Origin of the sequence: Neobacillus niacini, assembly GCF_048572935.1 — a bacterium.
Taxonomy (GTDB): domain Bacteria; phylum Bacillota; class Bacilli; order Bacillales; family Cytobacillaceae; genus Neobacillus; species Neobacillus niacini.
Genome location: NZ_CP183883.1, coordinates 3645325 through 3664786, shown reverse-complemented (window position 1 = coordinate 3664786; position 19462 = coordinate 3645325). Strand labels below are relative to the sequence as shown.

Below are 19462 nucleotides of genomic sequence, written 5' to 3'. Positions count from 1 at the left end.
TAATAAAAGTTAATATCGAGGAGTGGGATCATGAGCGTACATAAAGACTTAATTAAACATGCGAAAAATCAAAATCAAAGTTACCAAGAGTTTAAAGCTTTGGACGAGCTTCGTGAAAAATATATTGAAGAAGCCGTTGAATTATGTAAACAAGGGAAACCTTTTACAACAGATAAAATTAATGAAGTCACCAATAAAATGAACAGAATTAACTTGCGGATCATTTCACTTAGAAAAAATGTTACCACTGAGATGGTACAAGAATATGCAAATTCATTAAAAAACAAATAATCCAGTAACGAAAAAAACGACAGATTTTGCTGTCGTTTTTTTCGTTACTAATGATTATCTAGATCATATTACTCTCTTTCTCTTGCCCGCTGCGTATCACGAATATTCTTTTGAACCGTAATCGCGGCAAATAAACTTAGAACAAATGACATTCCATAAAATCCTTTTTCGCTCAAATCAATACTGCCAGCATTGTATAAACCGATACCCATTAATGAAATAGCTACAATAAGTGCAAACCAACTAATACCATAGTAAATATTTGTAACTGGTATTCCTTCTTCTTTATCTCTTACTGCTTTTTGTAAAGAAACAGACGCATAGAGGCCGAATACGAGTACCGCAAAGTAATAGCCTTTTTCGTTCAATTGCATCGCTGCGTTAAACAAGCCAACGAAATAAGCCATAACACCTACTAACAAAGCTGCCCAAGAAGCACCAATAAAAGCTGCGGTCGGTTCTCCCTCTTTCCTAACTGCTTTCAACTTTGGATCTTTTTGTTTTCCTTTATCTAATAAAATCTCATGATCATTAGACATTGAATAACCCCCTCCATCCTTTGTGTGAAGATAAAGATGGTGTACCAGCGATACATATTGGTACGCCACCTCATTCTATTATATAGAAAATTCTTACAAATAAAAGGTGATTTTTTCTAAAATTTTGTTTAAAACCTACTTCCACTTTCCGGAACTATTTAATAAAATTTTTGTCTCAATGTCTATATCCATGTCTTTGTAGGACTGTCCCTTGTCCAATGCTTTCCAATCGTTATAATTCATTTTATTACGGACATAACGATTAATACCAAGAGGATCTACTTGGAGTTTCTGCAGCCTTACGATAAGTTCCTTACTCTCCTGATTAATTTTCTTCGTTATAATATGTTCTATTTTTTTCTGTACTTTTGGATCTGAAATTTCTTCCTTCCCGGTATATTCAATTACATCACCTATTAATTCTATATAGATTTGGGCTTTCTTTGCGTTATTTGCCATTGATTGAATATCAATACGGTGTTTCTTAATTTCGTAAAAAATCATGATGGATGCCTTTTCTTCCTCTCCTACGTCGATTTGTTCACCTATATTCCCCTGGTGAATCTCTTCTCGAAGAAGGAAAAGATATACAGCTTCAAAAGGCTTTAGGATGTCAACAAGTCTGTCTTTGTGAAATAAACCAATGCCATCAAAGGTGATGTTATTTTTTTCTACTTTAAAAACAGGAAGGATCGGATCAATACCATCATCATAGTAGTCTCTAAAGAATTGATAGATATTATAATTTGTTCTCATATTTTCTTGATTTAATTTCGTTAAAAACTGCTCTAAGTATGTAGCATTTTGACCTTCATTTTTTATCTGCAGCAACAATATATCACTTGCTTCATCTTCGGCTAAAGCCAAATTTACTCTTGTACCAATAGTAGGATCTCGAACTAATGAAGTTAAATACTCTAGAAGCCCTTTTTTAGCTAATTCCTGGCCAAAAAGGGAAACACGCATTTGTCCACTTTCGAGTTTGTAATTGGTCCTTAATCTTTCTTTTTCCCTCGCATCTTTACTTGATTTTCCTTCCACTATAAGTGTTTTTCGATCATATTTACCGTCTTTTGTTATAATGGGGAAAGTAACTGTTACCTTTAAAGGAGTGGCTGGGTTTCTTGATAGATCATAGCCAATAGCGTTAACCATTGCTAAATCATCAATTATACGCTGCTGGGCACATCCAGTCAGTAAAACAATCATTATTAAGGTAATTAACTTATTCATTGGCTGGCATCCTATTCATCTTTTTCGTAATAACAATCGTGGCCAATAAAAAAATGGGCAATAGAAATGCAATGGCCGTAGCAGCATAAGTAATATACGTTAACCATTGGTCTACATCCTTAATAACCTTTGGGATAGATCCCACAAAAAAACTAATGATTAATACCCCAATTAGGAGATAATTGGATTGAATGCTTTTAAACTGATATTGTATTAGTTCTTTTGTGCCCCATAAATACATAACCGTTGTGATTAGCACCTTGAGGCCGAAAATTGAAAAAGTAAAATTTTCAACCCGTTCAAGAACAGGAATAGATATATATCCTAACAAGGTTACTAATGGGTACATTTCCTTTAAAAGCTGCCCAAAACTGAAAAAGCCGTAACTTACAAAAGTCACACCTAAATAAATCAGTGAGGTAATGGAATTCCCTGTTATTAACGATCTTAATTGTTTTTTTTCTATCATATGGACAAATAAAATAGATAGTTCATAACCTAAAAGGGCGGTATAAATAGGAAAACCACCCTTCAAGAAATAGATTTCGGTTGCACCCTTAAATAAAAACGGTGTTAGCCGAATAAAGCTAAATTCAGGAAGGTGGAACGCTAATAAAAAAACAGTCCAGACAGTGAAATAAAATAATACCACAGTTGCTTTTGCGATTTGATAAAGGTCTTTTTTTAACAGCATAAACGTTAATATATAACCCATTGAGGTTAAGTAAATAAGTGAAACGTTATGATAAAACAATACTTTTAAGAGCATTGAAAACTTAACTAGGACCATTACCCCTAGAAGCATCCAAACCACAGCAGTAAATATACAAAATGGGAATGTAATCCACTTTGGGAAAACACCTATTATTTCAAACATGGACTTCCCTTTGCTCATTTTAAAAACCAGCCATATAAGAACGAGATTAATATTTACAATAATATAAATTAGAATGAGTCCAATCCAGCCATTTGTTCCGAAAGCTTCGGCAATCAGTCTAGGCAAAGAAAATAATGTAACACCTGACTGGATTAAATAGATTAAAACAGAAGCTTGAAAGGGTGATAACTTTTCTTTCATTTGCATATATCATTATCCCCTTTCGTTTTTTTTCTTAAATGGACCCCTTATCATTGAATATTTAAAGAACTTTGGGTACATTGGCGATATCGGCAGCAGATACGGAGAGTTTAAGTTCGTCAGACTGCTCATATGGATAATTAAGATACCCATGCCAAAAATAATCCCTATATTTCCCCATAATCCCGAAAGAATAATAAATCCAAAGCGCACAATTCTAATGGAGGCACTTAATAAATAACTTGGGACCACAAATGACGCAATGGCGGAAGCTGCAACCACAATAATGAGGATATTACTGGTGATACCTGCCTGTACAGCTGCCTGTCCGATGACAATACCTCCAACAATACCGATGGTCTGTCCAACCTTTGTTGGAAGTCTGGCTCCCGCTTCTCGGAGCAACTCTAATAAGAATTCTAAAAAAAGTGCTTCAAGTACAGGAGGAAATGGCACTTTGCTTCTTGATTCCAGCAATGTCGGCAGTAGTGCCTGTGGGATCATTTCATAGTGGTACGTTGTAACGGCTACATATAAGGCAGTAAAGAGCAAAGTAACCAAAATGGCAATATATCGAGTTACCTTTATAAAGGTACTAACAATCCACCTTTGCCCGAAATCATCCATTGATTCCATAAAATCAAAAAAACTGACGGGGGTGCAAAAAGCAAATGGACTGTTGTCCATGAGCCCTACTATTTTTCCATCGAACAATTTATATGCTACTGTGTCTGGTCTTTCTGTAGTATAAAACTGAGGAAATGGTGAATTTGGATGTTCATCAATATATTGAACAAGCATATTTGTATCTACAATGGCATCCTTTTTAATTGACAGAATACGTTTTTGAATTTCTTCTAAATCTTTCTCAGATGCTACACCGTCGATATAGAGTAAATAAACATATCTTTTTGCTTTACTACCCACAGATAATTTGATGGTCTTAAGTTGTGATGTCATCACTCTTTTTCGAATAAGAGATAAATTGACATCAACAGATTCCACAAAAGCATCATGTGCGCCAAGAATGACCGTTTCTGTTTCAGAAGGAGCGATAGAACGTCCCTTTCCATCTTTAAAGGGAAGCTCAAAAGCTTGTTTTTGTGTAAATAAAATACTACTGCCAGATAATATTGCTTCCTCCACCGTATTCATATCCGACAATTCATTAAACTCAGAATGATTTAAGTAGGACTGTAATTCTTCTGGAGTTATAGTTCGAATGCCAGATAAAAATTTTTCATACTGGTCCTTATTAATTAAATAACTAAAGTAATAAATTTTTACTGATAAATGCGGAAACTCTGTGACACTTAAATCAGAACTATTACTAAATTTGTTAACAAATCGCTTTAATAATCCCTCATTTGGTTCCTCTTGAACACTTGTATTCGTTTGCATGACGCTTCTCTGCAGTTTGAAGTCCTTCAAAAAGCGATTGCGATCCTTCCGCATTCGCACCCGCCCCATCTTTTTCTTTTATTTTTTGCTAACATTGGTAAATTATACATTTATTATATAGGTGATTAATAATTTGTATTAGAGAGGAACATTGCAACTAAAGGAGGGTACCGTTGAAAAATCTAAATCCATTTTCTCCTTGGGAAGAGCATTATTTTTGGGTAAATATACTCTTAGACCATGCTGTTTTTGTTCGGGATTATTTATCACCCGTTGAAGTGAACCTTGTAGAAGAAGCAGCAGCCTTTATTGGCAGATTTACAGAGGTAAGAAGGCGGCTGGAACAAATTTCAAAAACCAGTAATATTAATTCTCAGGAATTGGTTGAATTTTCAAGACTTTCCGCTCAGGTTTCCTATGATTATTACCGCTTCGAAGGAAAGGTTCTTAACTTACAATTAAATAATAAAATATTAATCAACATTACCCCGACCTATTTTAATGGAACATTAAATGAAAACGGTGAATATTTACGGATTTTACAGTATTACATGAATGGAACAGATTATCCTCCGCTCCCATTAGTTGACTTGTTAGACCTTTGGTTAGAGGATCAGATTGGTCATGCTGCATTATTAAACAGGGGACTGGATGGTATAGAACTTATTCTCCATGAGAGAGTGAACACGCTGAGTAAGCTTTTTTCAGCACATTTGTTAAAAAATGACGCCATAAAAGGGTATTTACGGTTTATGCCTCCTCATTTCCCTGTCCAAATCTCCTTTGCGCGTGAAGTAAGTGGGACCGTGCTTGCCTTTAACCAATTGGTGGAACATGTTATTAAGCTGTATAAAGGAAAAGAAGTTTTAAATGCCACAACACTACGGTTTTTAGAACACCATTTTCCAGAGTCATGTTATTTTTTAACCAAGCTAAGTGCCTTTGTTCCTGAAATGGAAAGACCCCCTTGCTCATTGACAGCCTATTTTAAAAACTATCACAGATAATATTAATGTGGTTAATCCATTCTTTGTTTGCTCATACTAATTTTGGATTCATGATTATTAGAAATGGAGTTGAACATAAAATGGAATTCGAAGCAAGAAATTCTACAGAAGCTGCCTTACACGAGTATAAATCTGGGTTAGGTGTATTTACTCAAAAAATGCCGGAATTCGCTCGACACTTCAATGCTTTTACAGAAGAGTGCTTTAAAGAAGGCGCTTTGTCTCAACGGGAAAAGCAGTTAATTGCACTTGGTATTAGCCTCTACTCACAAGATGAATATTGTATTATTTATCATACTAAAGGATGTCTTGACCAAGGTTGTTCAGAGCAGGAAATCCTCGAAGCTGTCGGTGTTACAGCGGCATTTGGCGGCGGAGCAGCTATGAGTCAGGCAGTTACGCTAGTTCAGGAATGCATTACGGATTTAAATCAACTAAAACAATAAATTATATTTAAAAAACCACTACAGAACACTCGTTCGTTCTGTAGTGGTTTTTTCAGTGAATTTGGTTTTTAACTTGTTTCATTAAGTACTGAACAAAATCATCGTCTTTTACTAACCACACCTCATAATTTCTTTTTAAGTAACTCTCCCCTTCTTCAAAATTGGGATAGGTTTGTTCCAATCGTTTTTGGCCTTTTTGAATCGCCCATTCATCGTCACTTACTTGATAAAGCAGGAAGTAATCTTCTCTTCTGCTTTTATACAATGTACCAAAAGAAGAACGTTTGAGGTTATATCGATTTCGTCTCGCATCTTCTGGAATCGATTCTAAATGAAAGGTCTCTGTCACAAAGTTTTTATATGCTTCTTCAGTTAAAGAACAACCTGAAGCCTTTGCATGCCCGCCTCCACCATATTTTCCGGCAACCTCAGAAACATCGATATGATCGTGAATGGTTCGGAAACCCATCCGCTTCCCGCCAATATTTAAAATTGCAATATAATCAAGATGTGGATATTCTTTCCCTAATTCATTTCCCAGTTCTGAGTGATAGGATTCCGCATAGACCACACCCGCAAAAAGACCATCAAGTTCTGTCTGAACAAGCTCCCGCCTTTTCCTGCGAATATAGCGATCAATTTTATCTTCTTCCATATCTAAAATTTTCTTTTCAAACTCATCAAAATGAAAGTGGTCACTGTTCTTTAGCCGATGGATCATTTTTTCTTCAAATTCGTCAATGGAAATTAGAAAAAATAGTGCATTCAGACGCTGAGCGTCTTGATTCTCATTTTTCTCCCACTCCCACGTATCGTATTGTCTAACCAGCTCGACAAATTCTTTTATCGCATCTGACTCCTCAATCAACTGATGGGAAATAAGATAATCATATAATAAAGATGTCGCAGAAGTTAATTTACCTTCTTGGTCTTCCACCACCACATGACCCCAGGGATAATCATTGTAATGCAATGCGGTTTTGTGATGATCGATGAGCTGCACTTTTCCCCCTTCTTGATAAAACTCATTAATTCTCTGTTCATTTTTTTCATTTACAGACAAATCGGTAATAAATAAGCTAGTCTGTTTATCCTCGTTTTCGAAAAACCACTCAACTTCTCGATTTAAACCAGAAATGGAATTGTAGCGAACCTTTACATCTTCTCCAAAGGCAAGCTTTCCTAGAATTCCACACCCAACACCATCTAAATCATTATGTGATAACAGTTTATACATGCCCTTCACCTCATAAAATAGTATGGTATCAAAAGGTGAAAAATATTGAATCACATCAAACAAAAAAACCCGCCCCATCACAAAGTGCGAGTTTTGTTTGTTATTTTTCTAAAAACGAAAGAATTTGGTCTTTCTGTTTTATAAAAACATTTCTTCCTAAATCACTTAAAACATCCATATAATCTACTTCATCAAAGGGAATCTCCTTACCCAAATCTTCATTGATTCGAAGGTATTGATCCTTTAGGAGAATCTGACAATGATAGGTTACGGATTCTGATGAAAGGTGGAGGGCCAAATCCAGAAGCTTAGGTGTTACCTTCATAGTAGGTAAGTGGAACGGGAGCCACTGATTGATTCCCCAATACTTATCATTATTGTTCGTAAAATCAATATTTTGTAATCCTGTGCCGATGGATAAGATGTTGATTTCCTTCATACTCTTTTGGAAGAAATCAATGGCTTCTGTCAGGCAGACCAATGAAGGATTATTCGCCCATAGCCCGCCATCTATGGATAAGTACTGATCCCCTATTTTGTTAGGCGGAAAATAGACAGGTGCCGAGCACGAGGAAAGGACCGCGTCCCACACTTTTATCGAGAGATCATCACAGTCAGGATGTCCATAGTTTGACCGGTGAGTAAATGGTTTTCCATGCGTAATGTCCACAGCAGGAATAAGCAGCGGCTTGGTTATCTCCTGTAGTGTCACTTCACCAAATGCTTGTTTTAACAGATGTCTTAGCGCTCGGTCACTATAAACACTCTTAAATAGTCCAACCTTTGCCTGCCTGGTAAAAATCTTTCCACCAAAGTACTTATAGCTCTCATAAATCTCTTTCATGTTTTTGTGGAGTGAAACAGAGGCAGCAATGATAGCTCCAGTACTAGTACCAGCGACTACATCAAACAACTCATCTACAGGATGACCTACTTCTTCTTCTAATGCTTGTAAAATGGCGATGGCAAATATACCACGAATTCCACCACCATCTATACAAAGTAATTTCATTATATTTCACCTAAATTACCCTTCTTTTCCCTAAGTGTACCCTTTCTTTGTTTTCCTTATCACGGCGGGCTAATTTATTTCGTCGTTGTTGTGATTGGCCAAAATTCTCGTCATACATTGGTTAACATCAGACCTCTATCAATTAACACAGGGAACTCTTTACTCAAAAGCTTTATATCTTCAAGTTGTGTTTTTAGTAATAACTGTTGGTCCGGCATAAGGTTATATCTCACTAACAGTTCCATTACTTCAATTCGTAATAACCAATCATCCTTATAATCCCTTGTTAATTCACCAATCACCTCAAGTAAGGCTGTTTCTATGTCATTATGTGGATTTTCACGAATGGTTCTAACCTTCCCATACAACTGTTCTAAAGAAGACAACTCTCTTTTAACAAGAGGTTTCGTTTCAACTTCCTCTAAATCTGCATAAAATTGTTCAGAATCTGCTGCACCTGCAAATACGGAGGTAATTCGTTCTCCCACTGCAAGATCATAATTGCCCCAATCACGATGAAATAACGTTTGGCCTGCGTATAAGACACTACAATCATTAAATGATATGAGCAGAAGTTTGCCCTCCTTACGATAGAAATGTTGTGGAGTTCCTTCCACCTTCACGCCACTCTCAAAATTGATGGTAGATTCTTTCCCTATCTCAATGCCAATTCTATTAAGCTCCTCATCACTTAGCTCCTCGAATGGATTGAGGCTATTTGTTATTTTACCAATGGGAGCTCCAAAGCCGTCTTGATGTGTAGTTTTTCCATGACCTGACAATTCATTATTTTGATAAGCCAAGGCTGATGGGCCTTCAGTTTGGATGTAAATGGCTTCACCGTTTTCATCTTTGATGATGTTACGTAAGGTGCCGGTTAACTGCAGTCCTGAGCTATATTGAAACGTAGCCGTATGGTTCGATCGAAGTGCTTTATCTAAGCCCTTTGTTCCACCAATCCTAAAAGCCATGGTTTTCGAAAATTCCATTACTGCATTTATTAACTGATCAAAGCTGTTACAAACAAAAAGCTGGGGCTGTGGTTTGGTAATATCAAAGCCAGTTTTAATAACAGTCTCCAAATCAAAAGGGATTTTCTTAACCGAATCGGTTAGGCTGCTTCTACCTTCGGATACAGAAGATAACAATCCAGCTCCATAGATTTGTGGCTGATCAACACTGCCAATAAGGCCGTATTCTACGGTCCACCAATATAAACGAGAAATTTGTTCCGCTTCTGATAACTCGGTTACAGCCGCTTGTTTTTCTTCCATAGTCGTTTTAGCTTCCTCAATTTCTGCCTTGGTTGCTTTTCCGCTTTCTAATAGATTCGAATAGGTTCGCACTGCTTCAAATAATTCATGTTCTTCACTTGTTGCCAATGCTTTTGAACCAATTTGTCCGAAAAGCTTTACATATTCCGAGAATTTCTCCTCGCAAAGGATTGGTGCATGACCTGCCGCTTCATGGATAATATCAGGTGCTGGTGTATATTGAATGTTTTCTAGTTTACGAATGTCAGATGCTATCGGCAGGATTCCATGTGCTTGAAAGTCGAAGAAAATAACTCCGGGAATAAAACCATCAATATTAGCTGCTCCCCAGCCGAACGGCTCTAACGCTTTGTTCATATCTGTTACATTAGGTATTTTCTCTACCGATATCCCAGAGGACTTTAACCCGCCTACATATGCTTTATGGCCAGTGTCTTTTAGATAGTTATGGTTTTGTCTCATCACATAACGCCACACCGCGTGATCAATCGGTGTGTATTTCTCATATTGCTGGTCTACCACATATTTTTGCAAGTGCCTCGGAATTTTCTTTGTTTTCCCCATAGATATCTCTCCCTCAAAAAGAAAATTAACTTTTCACTTTTAAATAGACTTCATCATATTTTGTGGCTAATTCAAAATCCAAAGCGGTTAAACCTTTGGCATTCCATGATGAAATTCGTAATGTAACAACCTTATAATCTATTGAGATAAATGGATGATGGTTAGCCTGCTCAGATAGGTTAGCAACTGATTGGACGAAATCAATTCCTTTTAAATAGTCACGAAAACGATACTTTCGCTCAATCCATTTTTCATCTGTTAATCTCCAGTCGGGAACGGAGGATAACTTTTCTTGAACCTCAGAAGGGGTTAGTTTTTCCACTATCTTCACTCCTTTACATAAATAAAGCGCTTACATTTTTAAGGGTCAAATTTACAGTCATCAGTTAATAGTATTCAATTCACGATAAAAAAACACTTTCTGTCTATAAAACCTGAAAAAATCCACCTGTACTCAGATGGATTTTTTCAGGTTTTATGGTTTAAAGGTTACATCGATTTGAACGATTTCAGACCGTGTCCCAATTCGGAGCGGCAAGCCCCAAACACCGTAGCCTGAAGAGACAATCGATTGCAGCTCTCCTTTTTTTAAATAACCCCAATCATTTTCAAAAATCATGTTTGTAATCAGATTTCCTGGTGCAACCTGACCTCGATGTGTATGGCCTGAAAGAATGAGGTCAACACCATTTTTTTCGGCGATATCTAAATCATAAGGCTGATGCTCGAGTAGAAAAACAGGTTTCGTCAAATCGACCTGCTTCATTAACTCAGAAAGTTCTGCTCTCACAACATCCTGATAGCCTCTATCCTTTCTTCCAACGAGTACAATTCCTTCAGGAAGATTCAGTACCTCGTCATCTAAAACCCTCATACCGCTATTATTAAAAATTTCTACAAGGTCCACATCATCACGATCATGATTTCCTAAGGAAGCATAAACAGGAGCCTGGATTTGTTTAAGAATTTCTGGTATCCCCGCTTCAAGAAAAGGTGTGATATCGTCATCAATGATGTCTCCTGGAAATAGTACCAAGTCAGGTTTTTGGGAATTGATATACTCAACGAGCTTCTTTGCCTGACCACTGCCCGATAAATCCCCAAAATGCATATCCGAAGCCATAATAATATTCAAACTTTGTTTTCCTTCAACCTGCTTCGGTATCGTAATCTGATATGTCATTGCTTTTGGACTATAGGCATTAAACACTCCGAATAAGAAAGAGCCAGCGATCAAAATAAATACCGTTGTTCCCGTCCATTTTATGAACTTTTCTTTCGGGATTTTTGTAAATCTTCTTAAAAAAACGGCTATGTTGGCAGCTGGAAGCAGCAATATCAGAAAATAAAATAACGACAGCCACGCGGCACCAAGCCAAGTCAAAAATAAACTCTCATCCAGCCAGCGTGAAAAAACAAAAGAATAAGCGAAAATAACAATTACAACCCAGAAGATAATTTTTATACTCTTTCGGTCACCGCTGATTTGTTTCAGCCAAACCCAAATATTATAGCCAATGTAAAAAATCAGTAAATTATATAATAAGATAATTCCTATCCCAACAGCCCACACAGAAGTAAATCTCCTTTTCACTAGAAGTCTTATTATAATTAGACAATATTTGATCTTTTTTAACAAATATTTAGGACTGGGTATTTACCATTTATTCGCAAGGTTGATATTACCAACACTTCCTCCTCTTATTTTTTGATACAATTTTAAAGTCAGAGAATAATAGGGAGGAAAACAATCTATGAAGAAACCCAATCTCCTCCTAGCCCTGGTAATCCTCATTACCTTCACAGGGGGAATTTTTACAGGAGTATTATATTCCAATAACAAAATAGAACAAACATCAAAACCGCTAAAAATAGAAAAGGCTTCAGAATCAGAAAAAAATCTCCAGAAAAAAGAGATTCCAGAGGAAAATACAGAGGAATCCAAAGTGTTATTAGGTTATGTACAGGACTTCCGCGATCCGATGGTAGTTGATTATTCCAAGTTAACACACGCAATCTTCTCGTTTGCTCATCCGACTCCAGATGGAGGAATATTGTTAAATGGTGATTCTGCTATCAATAATTTACGAACGCTGGTTAAAGAAGCTGACAAACACGATACAAAAGTAATCTTAGCCGTCGGCGGCTGGTTTCATATAAATGGAGGCGAATCCTACGTGCCCTTTAAAGCAGCAATCAGTAATCCTGACTCTAGAACGAAACTAGTGAATGAACTTACTAGTATTGTAAACCGTGAAAAACTAGACGGTATTGATATCGATTTCGAGCATCCTCGATCGAAGGCAGATGCCGCTAACTTAGCGGCATTTGCAAAGGAGCTAAGCGATCAGCTGCATCCGAAAGGCAAAGAGCTATCGATTGCTGTTTATGCCAAAATTCATGCGGTGACAGGCACTGAGATGGGTTTTGTTGTTTATGAACCGTCCACTTTTCAGTATGTAGACCATGTAAATATTATGGCCTATGATGGACAATGGGATGGCGGTTACAATGCTGCGAACCTATCTCCGTATCCGTTTACGGAGAAAATAGTAAGCTATTGGGCAAATCTGTTTGATCATAATAACCTGCCGAAAGAAAAGCTTGTTTTAGGAGTACCATTTTATGCACAGCCTGAAGACCCATCTATTAAACAGGTTTCTTATGCCGCAATCGTTAACCAAGATCCTGCAAATGCTGCAAATGATACAGTTAGTATGAACGGAACCACTTACCACTATAATGGTGTGAAAACCATACAGAAGAAAACCAATCTAGCGATGGCACACGGATTTGGCGGGATGATGTTATGGGAAGCAGGTCATGACAGTAAAGGTGACCATAGCTTAACAACAGCAATATACGATGAATTAGTTAAATCGAATGATAACCTTGCAAAGAAATAACAAAAGGCTGCACCCTCTTAACAAAGAGCGTGCAGCCTTTTTCTTATGCTTGTAGATTCATTAGTCTTTCTTTTACTTCTTCTTCAGTTAATCCGTGCTGTGCCACATAGCGGTTTCGTGGGTGCGTTCTGCACTCATGTGAACAGCTGCGCAGGTGACGGTGTTCATTTTCCTCAGAGCAGAGAATCTTCTTATTACACTCTGGATTAGCACAGTTTACGTAACGCTCACAAGGCTCACCAGTGAAGTAATCCTTACCTACAACCACATGCTCTTTTTGATTGACTGGAACCGCAATGCGCTCGTCAAATACATAAAGCTGTCCATCCCATAGGTCACCTTGAACTTCTGGATCTTTTCCGTAGGTAACTATACCGCCTTCTAATTGTGAAACATCTTCAAATCCTTCTTTTACAAGCCAGCCTGAGAATTTTTCACAGCGGATACCACCTGTGCAATACGTAAGAATCTTTTTACCTTCGAATTGTTCCTTATTTTCTCGAATCCAATCAGGCAGATCACGGAAATTTAATATATCAGGGCGAACGGCGCCTCGGAAATGACCTAAATCATATTCATAATCATTTCGTGCGTCAATCACAACAGTATCTTCACTTTGCATTGCTTCAAAAAATTCTTTCGGTTTTAAGTGCTTTCCAGTTGTAACAAGAGGGTCAACATCGTCCTCTAAACGCAGCGTTACAAGTTCTGGTCGATAACGGACACGCATTTTTTTGAACGCATGCTCTGTTGCTTCATCAATTTTAAAGACAGTCCCTGCAAAAAGCGGATGCTCTTCCATATATTTTATATAAGCGTCCGTTTGCTCAACTGTACCTGACACAGTACCGTTAATACCCTCAGAAGCAATAATAATTCTTCCTTTTAAACCCAACTCGTTACAAAACTGAAGATGCTCTTGCTGAACTTCTTCAGGGTTTTCTATAGTGACATATTTATAATACAATAACACTCTAAAATCTTGATTCATATTTACCACCTTATTAACTTTTATACATTCTTTTTATTAATAACCGAATTATTATATCAATAATCACACCTATATTTCAATTGATAAGAATTATTCTAACTTTTTAAAAATAACACTAACGCTGAGTTAGTGTTATTTTTAACTATCATCCAAATTGCCATACGCTATGACTTAGGTTTCCATATCTAAAGCTGCGATGTAATAATTTCGCTTTTTGGTTGTCATCTGCTGCTCCCATGGCATAAAAAATCGGAACAAAATGTTCGTTACCATATGGAGGGACGGCATATTGTGCATTAGGAGCGATTGAATCGTATTTAAACAATGAATCGGTATCCCATGTATGAAGATGATGAGCTAACCAATCATCAAACTCCAATGCCCATTGATCAACTTTTCCATTGTCTGCAAAATTTACGGCTCTCAAATTATGAACTGTTCCTCCGCTGCCTATAATTAGAACATCGTTAGCACGTAATCCAGCCAGTGACTTTCCGACTTTATATTGTTCTTCCGGAGTTAAATTAGGATTTACCGACATGGCAATGACAGGGACATCTGCTTCTGGGTAAAGTAAACGTAGCACTACCCAAGCACCGTGATCCAATCCACGTTTCGTTTCTACATCGAAAGGAATACCATTTTCTTTGAATAAATCCTTTATTTCATTTGAGATTTCGTGTAGACCTTTAGCTGGATATTTAATTGTATATAACGATGGGTCGAAGCCGCCGAAATCATAAATAGTGTCATATTGGTCTACTTCGCTCACTTTTTGCGATCTAGATTCCCAATGGGCGGAAAATAAAACAATGGCCTTTGGGCGCGGTAAAGAATGTCCCAGTTGATTTAAAAATTGAGTATACTCATTGTTTTCAATCGCTAGTAATGGTGCACCATGAGCAATAAACAGTGATGGCATCATAGTACTTTTCCCTCCTTATTAAAGAGATTGTGTTTGGTTATTTTGTCCTTTAAAAAACACTTTATCTAAAGCTAACATCTTACTATCATTTATGGCAATGAATAATGCCATCGCTAGTAATGCTAAATCTAATTCCCAGCCTGCACCTTGACCATTTCCTAAGAAGCCGCCAGCCAATTTCACTTTAACAGTCGCTCCAAGCATTAATAATACAAACAGTGCTGATACAATTCTGCTTCCTAAACCAATGATTAATGCAAGTCCTCCAACCATTTCTAACACCGCAACACCATAGGCTAGCACTCCTGGTAAGCCAATCGAATCAAACCAGCCAACGATATTTTCAATGCCGCCTTGGAATTTCACTAATCCATGAATAAAAAACGTAACCCCTAACACTATACGTAAAATAAATGTACTTACTTCTATCTTTTTCATCTCTTATGTCTCTCCCTTAATGTATTATTTTTTTAAATCTTCTAATAACCAGTTTGTAAAATCCTGATGATTACTCATAGACACACTATGTCCTTCTAAATATGTCTTAAAAGTCACGTTTGCATCTAATTGACGAAAATACTCGTTGTTAGCAAGGCCCCACTCAAATGGAAGCACTTGATCCATTTCTCCATGTGAAATAAAAACCGATAACTCTTTTACAGATTTGATCTCATATTCTTCTTTTACGAAGGCTGGAATGTAACCACTTAGAGCGACAATGCCTTTTATTTTTTCTCCTAATGTCAAGCCTAGTGTCATCGCTAAAATCGCGCCTTGGCTAAAACCTAACAAGTATAATTGAGATGCATCTAGTGGATACTGTTCGCAAGCATAGTCAACAAAATTTGTTAGCTGTGTTACTCCCTCATCGAACACTTCCCGGTGGGGCTTACCGTACCCTTCAATGGTAAAGAAAGCAAAACCTGGCGGCTGTGTAAGATGACCCCGAATACTAAAGATGTAAAATCGTTCTTCTAAGCCGTTTACCAAAGACAGCATATTTTGTTCATTACTGCCTATTCCATGCATAATAAACAACGCAGGATATTTTTTATCAGGATTGATCTCTCTTGGACGGCGAAGCTCATAAATCATAGGTGCATTCATATCTATATCCCTCCTATCAGTATTTTAATAGTTAATAAAAATTCATATTTGTAAACATCAACCTAAAAAATAAAATGTTTTTAAATATGAACATTTGTTGCTTATAGGATAACAGTGAATCTTGTGGATTGTCAATGGAATTTTTGCTAATATATAAATATGTTCTATATTAGGAAACCATAAAAGGGTGATCAAACTGGATATCGGCGCAAAAATTCGTGCTATAAGAAATCGAAAAAAAATTACAATTGCTCAAATGTGTGAAGGTACAGGCCTTTCAAAAGGATTTATCAGTAACGTAGAAAACAATAACACTTCACCATCGATCAATACGCTGCAAACTATTGCCACTTATTTAGAGGTTCCATTACCTTACTTATTATTAGAAAAAAAACAACATTTACGCGTAGTTCGAAAAGATGATAGAACAACCACTACGTTCAATCAGTTGAAGATTGAGCATATTTCTTCAATGGGTGGTTTGAGTTTAAGAAGTGTGGAGTTTCCTCCAGGCGCTTCAATTGGAGACGCCCATGCGCATGAAGGGGAAGAATGTCATTTAGTTTTAGAGGGGAAAGTCCTAGCAGAACAGGGTGAAGACTCTGTTATTTTAGAAGAAGGTGACTCCTTCAGCTGGAATGCAAGTGTGCCGCATACGGTGAAAAATATTGGGGATTGTAAAGCCGTTGTTTTAATAGCGGTTTATACTAATACAGCCTTTTAGATAGTAATAAACGATATTTCTCTGCAGGCATACAAACAAAATACTGCAGTTTAACAGAGCATTTATTCAAACAAAAATGCTCTGTTTTACTTGAAAAGATTATCTAAAGTTTTGAGCGATTTGATCGATCACTTTTATACCTTTCCTTAATATAGTATCAAACATGACCATTGTCACTTTGGCTTCTGTTATATGTTCATCAAATTGATTATAAATATCTTGTTTTAATACGAAACTTGTTTTTCCTAAATAGTCTGGACGGGTAATGATTTTTAAATGATCTCCTAAATTTGCTTCTTTCCGATACAATACCTCCATTTTTAAAACAACCGTTCCAATCCTCATTTTTTGAAAGTCCTTTAAAGAAATTCCACAATTTTCATACCAATGTACACGACCATCCTCCAAAAACTTAACGTATCTACAATTATTCACATGCCCCAATTGATCAATATCTTCTATTTGTGTTTGAAGTGTAATAATAGTTTCCATTCCTAATCTCCCTTAAATGCTTTCGTAATACCATGTACCATCCTGAAGAAATTTTTTACATTGGTTGTTTACGTATAAATACTCCAAGTGAGCAAGTGTTTCGCCAACAGCAAATCGAGTTTCATGGATATTCAAATTTCGAAACAACTGTTGATTAACCTCATAGATGGTTGCTGGCCGTTTAATAGCGTCATACGTCTCTGCTAATCTTTCAAGATGGTGTGTCAATAATTCTTCTATCCTTTGATTCGCATTTCTAAACGGCTTCCCATGAGAAGGGATTACATAGTCAACGTCTAATACTTTAATTTTTTCCAAGGAAGTCATAAAGGATTGTAATGGATTCCGATTACCACGGAACCAGTATGAAACATTGGGAGAAATTCTTGGTAAAATATGATCGGTTGAAAATAAGATACTATTCTCTTTATTAAATAAAGTGATTAATCCATCGGAATGCCCCGGTGTAAAAATAACCTCGTATTCGTATTTGCCAAAGACGATCTTCATTCCTTCCTCCAGATAATGTTGAACAGTTGGATAAGGCTTAACTTGTGGGCTAAAACCCTGTTCATCTGTCGTTAGCAGCCGAGATAAATTATCAGGAAGCCCGCATGTATCATAGTTATCATTTACACTCCCTAAAGAGTCATGCTCCCAATAGGTTAACCCAGCCTCAGCATCAATTTCTGTCATCCATACCTCTGCATTTGTAAGCTGCTGCAGCGTCCCAGCATAGCCAAAATGGTCTGGATGGTAATGAGTTAGTATGATGTCCTTTATTCCATGCTTTTCAATGATTGCTCTCCATATGTCCCTGGATCCTTCATTATTTAATCCTGTGTCGATAATGGTCCACCCGCTAGCTCCCTCAGCTAAAAAGCAATTTACATGATTTAAGCGAAAAGGCAGCGGTATCGTTACTTGTGTTACACCGATTTCATTGAACAAAAACCCTTCTCCCCCTTACTCTAGTTATTATTAAAAGAAAATAAGCAACAAAATGTTTCTTTTGCTGCTTATTTCCTATTTTAGTTCTTATTCACTAATTCTTTCGATGATTGTTCCGTTGGCCATTCCACCGCCTTCACAAATTGCTTGAAGACCATAGCGCCCGCTTGTTCGTTCTAATTCATTCATCATCGAGATCATCAATTTAGCGCCTGTTGCTCCAAGTGGGTGTCCAAGGGCAATCGCTCCCCCGTTAGGGTTTAATTTCTTAGGATCTGCCTTAATTTCCTCCAACCAGCACATTGGTACAGGAGCAAATGCTTCATTTACTTCGTAGGTGTCCATATCTTCGATTGTCAGCCCTGCTTTGGCTAAAACCTGTCTTGTTGCTTCAATTGGACCAGTCAGCATTAAGGTTGGATCAGAACCTACTACGGACCTGGCAACAATTCGGAATCGTGGCTTAAGCCCTAATTCCTCCGCTTTTTCACGGGACATCAATAATACAGCTGCAGCACCATCACTCATTTGGCTGGCATTACCTGCATGTATCTTTCCATCTTCCTTAAAGACTGTTTTAAGTGTGGCCAACTTTTCTACAGTAGAACCTTTACGAGGTCCTTCATCCTGCTTCATTACTGCCGTACTGCCATCCTCTAAAGTTACTTCTAAAGACATAATCTCTCTGTCAAATCTTCCTTCTTCTTGGGCCAACAATGCACGATTGTGGCTCTCTACTGAAAATTCATCTAACTGGGTGCGGGTGAAGCCCCATTTATCAGCAATTCTTTCTGCCGATAAACCTTGATGAATGATTTCATACCTGGATGTAAGCTCTTCACTGGATGTTGAATGTTGACGAGTTGAACCAAGTGGGACACGTGTCATGCTTTCTACTCCTCCTGCAATGACAATATCCATATCTCCACTTAGAATGGCTTGTGCTGCAAAATGAATTGCCTGCTGACCAGATCCGCATTGACGATCTATGGTAGTCGCCGGCACATGGATCGGGAAATCTGCCATTAAAACGGCGTTGCGCGCGATATTCAGACCTTGTTCTTCTATCTGTGAAACACAGCCCATAATGACGTCCTGTACGATTCCTGGGGAAATGCCAGCACGATTTACTAATTCTTTTAAGACTTTTGCGGCCAAATCATCTGGCCGAACGTTGCTCAATAGCCCTTTCCTTTTTCCAACCGGTGTACGAACTCCCTCAACAATAACAACTTCACGCATATTATCTTCCTCCAATTTTAATTTTTATATAGAGTAAACTAT

Annotated in this window: 21 protein-coding genes; 5 read left to right on the top strand and 16 right to left on the bottom strand. The window is 37.3% G+C overall.

Features of this window, described 5'->3' with window-relative positions; genetic code table 11:
- The first annotated feature begins 30 nt into the window (after nucleotides 1-30).
- Complete coding sequence (locus tag ACN6MT_RS18055; protein ID WP_419887370.1) at nucleotides 31-291, top strand: DUF2533 family protein; 261 nt, start codon at nucleotides 31-33, stop codon at nucleotides 289-291.
- A gap of 68 nt (nucleotides 292-359) precedes the next feature.
- Here the strand turns inward: ACN6MT_RS18055 and yiaA are convergent, their stop codons facing one another.
- The 4 genes from yiaA to ACN6MT_RS18035 form a co-directional block, all read right to left on the bottom strand.
- Entirely contained in the window at nucleotides 360-830 is a 471-nt protein-coding gene (gene yiaA / locus ACN6MT_RS18050; RefSeq protein ID WP_419887369.1) for an inner membrane protein YiaA, read from the bottom strand.
- A 135-nt stretch (nucleotides 831-965) separates the two neighbouring features.
- Complete coding sequence (locus tag ACN6MT_RS18045; RefSeq protein WP_419887368.1) at nucleotides 966-2063, bottom strand: Ger(x)C family spore germination protein; 1098 nt, start codon at nucleotides 2061-2063, stop codon at nucleotides 966-968.
- Complete coding sequence (locus tag ACN6MT_RS18040) at nucleotides 2056-3147, bottom strand: GerAB/ArcD/ProY family transporter (protein ID WP_419887367.1); 1092 nt, start codon at nucleotides 3145-3147, stop codon at nucleotides 2056-2058. The genes ACN6MT_RS18045 and ACN6MT_RS18040 overlap by 8 nt, the downstream gene beginning before the upstream one ends.
- Before the next feature lie 6 nt (nucleotides 3148-3153).
- Nucleotides 3154-4596 (bottom strand): spore germination protein, encoded by a 1443-nt coding sequence (locus ACN6MT_RS18035; protein WP_419887366.1) that lies wholly within the window; start codon nucleotides 4594-4596, stop codon nucleotides 3154-3156.
- Between the two features lie 119 nt (nucleotides 4597-4715).
- Between ACN6MT_RS18035 and ACN6MT_RS18030 the strand changes: the two genes are divergently transcribed.
- Nucleotides 4716-5549 (top strand): DUF2935 domain-containing protein, encoded by an 834-nt coding sequence (locus ACN6MT_RS18030; RefSeq protein WP_419887365.1) that lies wholly within the window; start codon nucleotides 4716-4718, stop codon nucleotides 5547-5549.
- Nucleotides 5550-5629: 80 nt separating this feature from the next.
- Entirely contained in the window at nucleotides 5630-5995 is a 366-nt protein-coding gene (locus ACN6MT_RS18025; RefSeq protein WP_419887364.1) for a carboxymuconolactone decarboxylase family protein, read from the top strand.
- Between the two features lie 52 nt (nucleotides 5996-6047).
- Here the strand turns inward: ACN6MT_RS18025 and ACN6MT_RS18020 are convergent, their stop codons facing one another.
- The 5 genes from ACN6MT_RS18020 to ACN6MT_RS18000 form a co-directional block, all read right to left on the bottom strand.
- Nucleotides 6048-7232, bottom strand: coding sequence for a DHH family phosphoesterase (locus ACN6MT_RS18020; protein ID WP_419887363.1), 1185 nt, complete (start codon nucleotides 7230-7232; stop codon nucleotides 6048-6050).
- A 100-nt stretch (nucleotides 7233-7332) separates the two neighbouring features.
- The gene (locus ACN6MT_RS18015; RefSeq protein ID WP_419887362.1) at nucleotides 7333-8244 is read right to left on the bottom strand and encodes a CBASS cGAMP-activated phospholipase; all 912 of its coding nucleotides are present in this window, start codon (nucleotides 8242-8244) and stop codon (nucleotides 7333-7335) included.
- Between the two features lie 110 nt (nucleotides 8245-8354).
- The gene (locus ACN6MT_RS18010) at nucleotides 8355-10082 is read right to left on the bottom strand and encodes an aromatic amino acid hydroxylase (RefSeq protein WP_419887361.1); all 1728 of its coding nucleotides are present in this window, start codon (nucleotides 10080-10082) and stop codon (nucleotides 8355-8357) included.
- Between the two features lie 25 nt (nucleotides 10083-10107).
- Nucleotides 10108-10404 (bottom strand): 4a-hydroxytetrahydrobiopterin dehydratase, encoded by a 297-nt coding sequence (locus tag ACN6MT_RS18005; protein ID WP_419887360.1) that lies wholly within the window; start codon nucleotides 10402-10404, stop codon nucleotides 10108-10110.
- A gap of 153 nt (nucleotides 10405-10557) precedes the next feature.
- Nucleotides 10558-11655 (bottom strand): metallophosphoesterase, encoded by a 1098-nt coding sequence (locus tag ACN6MT_RS18000; protein WP_419887359.1) that lies wholly within the window; start codon nucleotides 11653-11655, stop codon nucleotides 10558-10560.
- Between the two features lie 181 nt (nucleotides 11656-11836).
- On the opposite strand from ACN6MT_RS18000, the gene ACN6MT_RS17995 reads away from it, so the two are divergent.
- Complete coding sequence (locus ACN6MT_RS17995; protein WP_419887358.1) at nucleotides 11837-12988, top strand: glycoside hydrolase family 18 protein; 1152 nt, start codon at nucleotides 11837-11839, stop codon at nucleotides 12986-12988.
- Nucleotides 12989-13031: 43 nt separating this feature from the next.
- On the opposite strand, the gene ACN6MT_RS17990 is transcribed toward ACN6MT_RS17995, so the two are convergent.
- The 4 genes from ACN6MT_RS17990 to ACN6MT_RS17975 form a co-directional block, all read right to left on the bottom strand.
- Nucleotides 13032-13979 carry a rhodanese-related sulfurtransferase gene (locus ACN6MT_RS17990; RefSeq protein ID WP_419887357.1) on the bottom strand — a complete coding sequence of 316 codons (948 nt, stop codon included), beginning with the start codon at nucleotides 13977-13979 and terminating at the stop codon, nucleotides 13032-13034.
- Between the two features lie 145 nt (nucleotides 13980-14124).
- Entirely contained in the window at nucleotides 14125-14904 is a 780-nt protein-coding gene (locus ACN6MT_RS17985; protein WP_419887356.1) for a DODA-type extradiol aromatic ring-opening family dioxygenase, read from the bottom strand.
- A gap of 18 nt (nucleotides 14905-14922) precedes the next feature.
- Nucleotides 14923-15342, bottom strand: a complete 420-nt coding sequence (locus ACN6MT_RS17980; RefSeq protein ID WP_419887355.1) for a DoxX family protein — start codon at nucleotides 15340-15342, stop codon at nucleotides 14923-14925.
- Between the two features lie 24 nt (nucleotides 15343-15366).
- Nucleotides 15367-16011 carry an alpha/beta hydrolase gene (locus tag ACN6MT_RS17975; RefSeq protein WP_419887354.1) on the bottom strand — a complete coding sequence of 215 codons (645 nt, stop codon included), beginning with the start codon at nucleotides 16009-16011 and terminating at the stop codon, nucleotides 15367-15369.
- A 196-nt stretch (nucleotides 16012-16207) separates the two neighbouring features.
- Here ACN6MT_RS17975 and ACN6MT_RS17970 point away from each other — a divergent pair, with 196 nt between their 5' ends.
- Nucleotides 16208-16735 carry a helix-turn-helix domain-containing protein gene (locus tag ACN6MT_RS17970; RefSeq protein ID WP_419956475.1) on the top strand — a complete coding sequence of 176 codons (528 nt, stop codon included), beginning with the start codon at nucleotides 16208-16210 and terminating at the stop codon, nucleotides 16733-16735.
- A gap of 99 nt (nucleotides 16736-16834) precedes the next feature.
- Here ACN6MT_RS17970 and ACN6MT_RS17965 read toward each other — a convergent pair whose 3' ends face one another.
- From ACN6MT_RS17965 to ACN6MT_RS17955, 3 genes are all read right to left on the bottom strand, one after another.
- Nucleotides 16835-17227 (bottom strand): acyl-CoA thioesterase, encoded by a 393-nt coding sequence (locus ACN6MT_RS17965; protein ID WP_419887353.1) that lies wholly within the window; start codon nucleotides 17225-17227, stop codon nucleotides 16835-16837.
- Between the two features lie 12 nt (nucleotides 17228-17239).
- Nucleotides 17240-18178, bottom strand: coding sequence for an MBL fold metallo-hydrolase (locus ACN6MT_RS17960; RefSeq protein ID WP_419887352.1), 939 nt, complete (start codon nucleotides 18176-18178; stop codon nucleotides 17240-17242).
- 87 nt (nucleotides 18179-18265) lie between these two features.
- The gene (locus ACN6MT_RS17955) at nucleotides 18266-19420 is read right to left on the bottom strand and encodes a thiolase family protein (protein WP_419887351.1); all 1155 of its coding nucleotides are present in this window, start codon (nucleotides 19418-19420) and stop codon (nucleotides 18266-18268) included.
- Between the last annotated feature and the right edge of the window lie 42 nt (nucleotides 19421-19462).

Bases quoted from the DNA above. Each gene is read 5' to 3' on its own strand.
- ACN6MT_RS17955 (WP_419887351.1), bottom strand. From the start codon at position 19,420: ATGCGTGAAGTTGTTATTGTTGAGGGAGTTCGTACACCGGTTGGAAAA.
- ACN6MT_RS17995 (WP_419887358.1), top strand. From the start codon at position 11,837: ATGAAGAAACCCAATCTCCTCCTAGCCCTGGTAATCCTCATTACCTTC.
- ACN6MT_RS18020 (WP_419887363.1), bottom strand. From the start codon at position 7,232: ATGTATAAACTGTTATCACATAATGATTTAGATGGTGTTGGGTGTGGA.
- ACN6MT_RS17975 (WP_419887354.1), bottom strand. From the start codon at position 16,011: ATGAATGCACCTATGATTTATGAGCTTCGCCGTCCAAGAGAGATCAAT.
- ACN6MT_RS17985 (WP_419887356.1), bottom strand. From the start codon at position 14,904: ATGATGCCATCACTGTTTATTGCTCATGGTGCACCATTACTAGCGATT.
- ACN6MT_RS17980 (WP_419887355.1), bottom strand. From the start codon at position 15,342: ATGAAAAAGATAGAAGTAAGTACATTTATTTTACGTATAGTGTTAGGG.
- ACN6MT_RS18045 (WP_419887368.1), bottom strand. From the start codon at position 2,063: ATGAATAAGTTAATTACCTTAATAATGATTGTTTTACTGACTGGATGT.
- ACN6MT_RS18010 (WP_419887361.1), bottom strand. From the start codon at position 10,082: ATGGGGAAAACAAAGAAAATTCCGAGGCACTTGCAAAAATATGTGGTA.
- ACN6MT_RS18055 (WP_419887370.1), top strand. From the start codon at position 31: ATGAGCGTACATAAAGACTTAATTAAACATGCGAAAAATCAAAATCAA.
- ACN6MT_RS17990 (WP_419887357.1), bottom strand. From the start codon at position 13,979: ATGAATCAAGATTTTAGAGTGTTATTGTATTATAAATATGTCACTATA.
- ACN6MT_RS17965 (WP_419887353.1), bottom strand. From the start codon at position 17,227: ATGGAAACTATTATTACACTTCAAACACAAATAGAAGATATTGATCAA.
- ACN6MT_RS18015 (WP_419887362.1), bottom strand. From the start codon at position 8,244: ATGAAATTACTTTGTATAGATGGTGGTGGAATTCGTGGTATATTTGCC.
- ACN6MT_RS18035 (WP_419887366.1), bottom strand. From the start codon at position 4,596: ATGCGGAAGGATCGCAATCGCTTTTTGAAGGACTTCAAACTGCAGAGA.
- yiaA (WP_419887369.1), bottom strand. From the start codon at position 830: ATGTCTAATGATCATGAGATTTTATTAGATAAAGGAAAACAAAAAGAT.
- ACN6MT_RS18040 (WP_419887367.1), bottom strand. From the start codon at position 3,147: ATGCAAATGAAAGAAAAGTTATCACCCTTTCAAGCTTCTGTTTTAATC.
- ACN6MT_RS18025 (WP_419887364.1), top strand. From the start codon at position 5,630: ATGGAATTCGAAGCAAGAAATTCTACAGAAGCTGCCTTACACGAGTAT.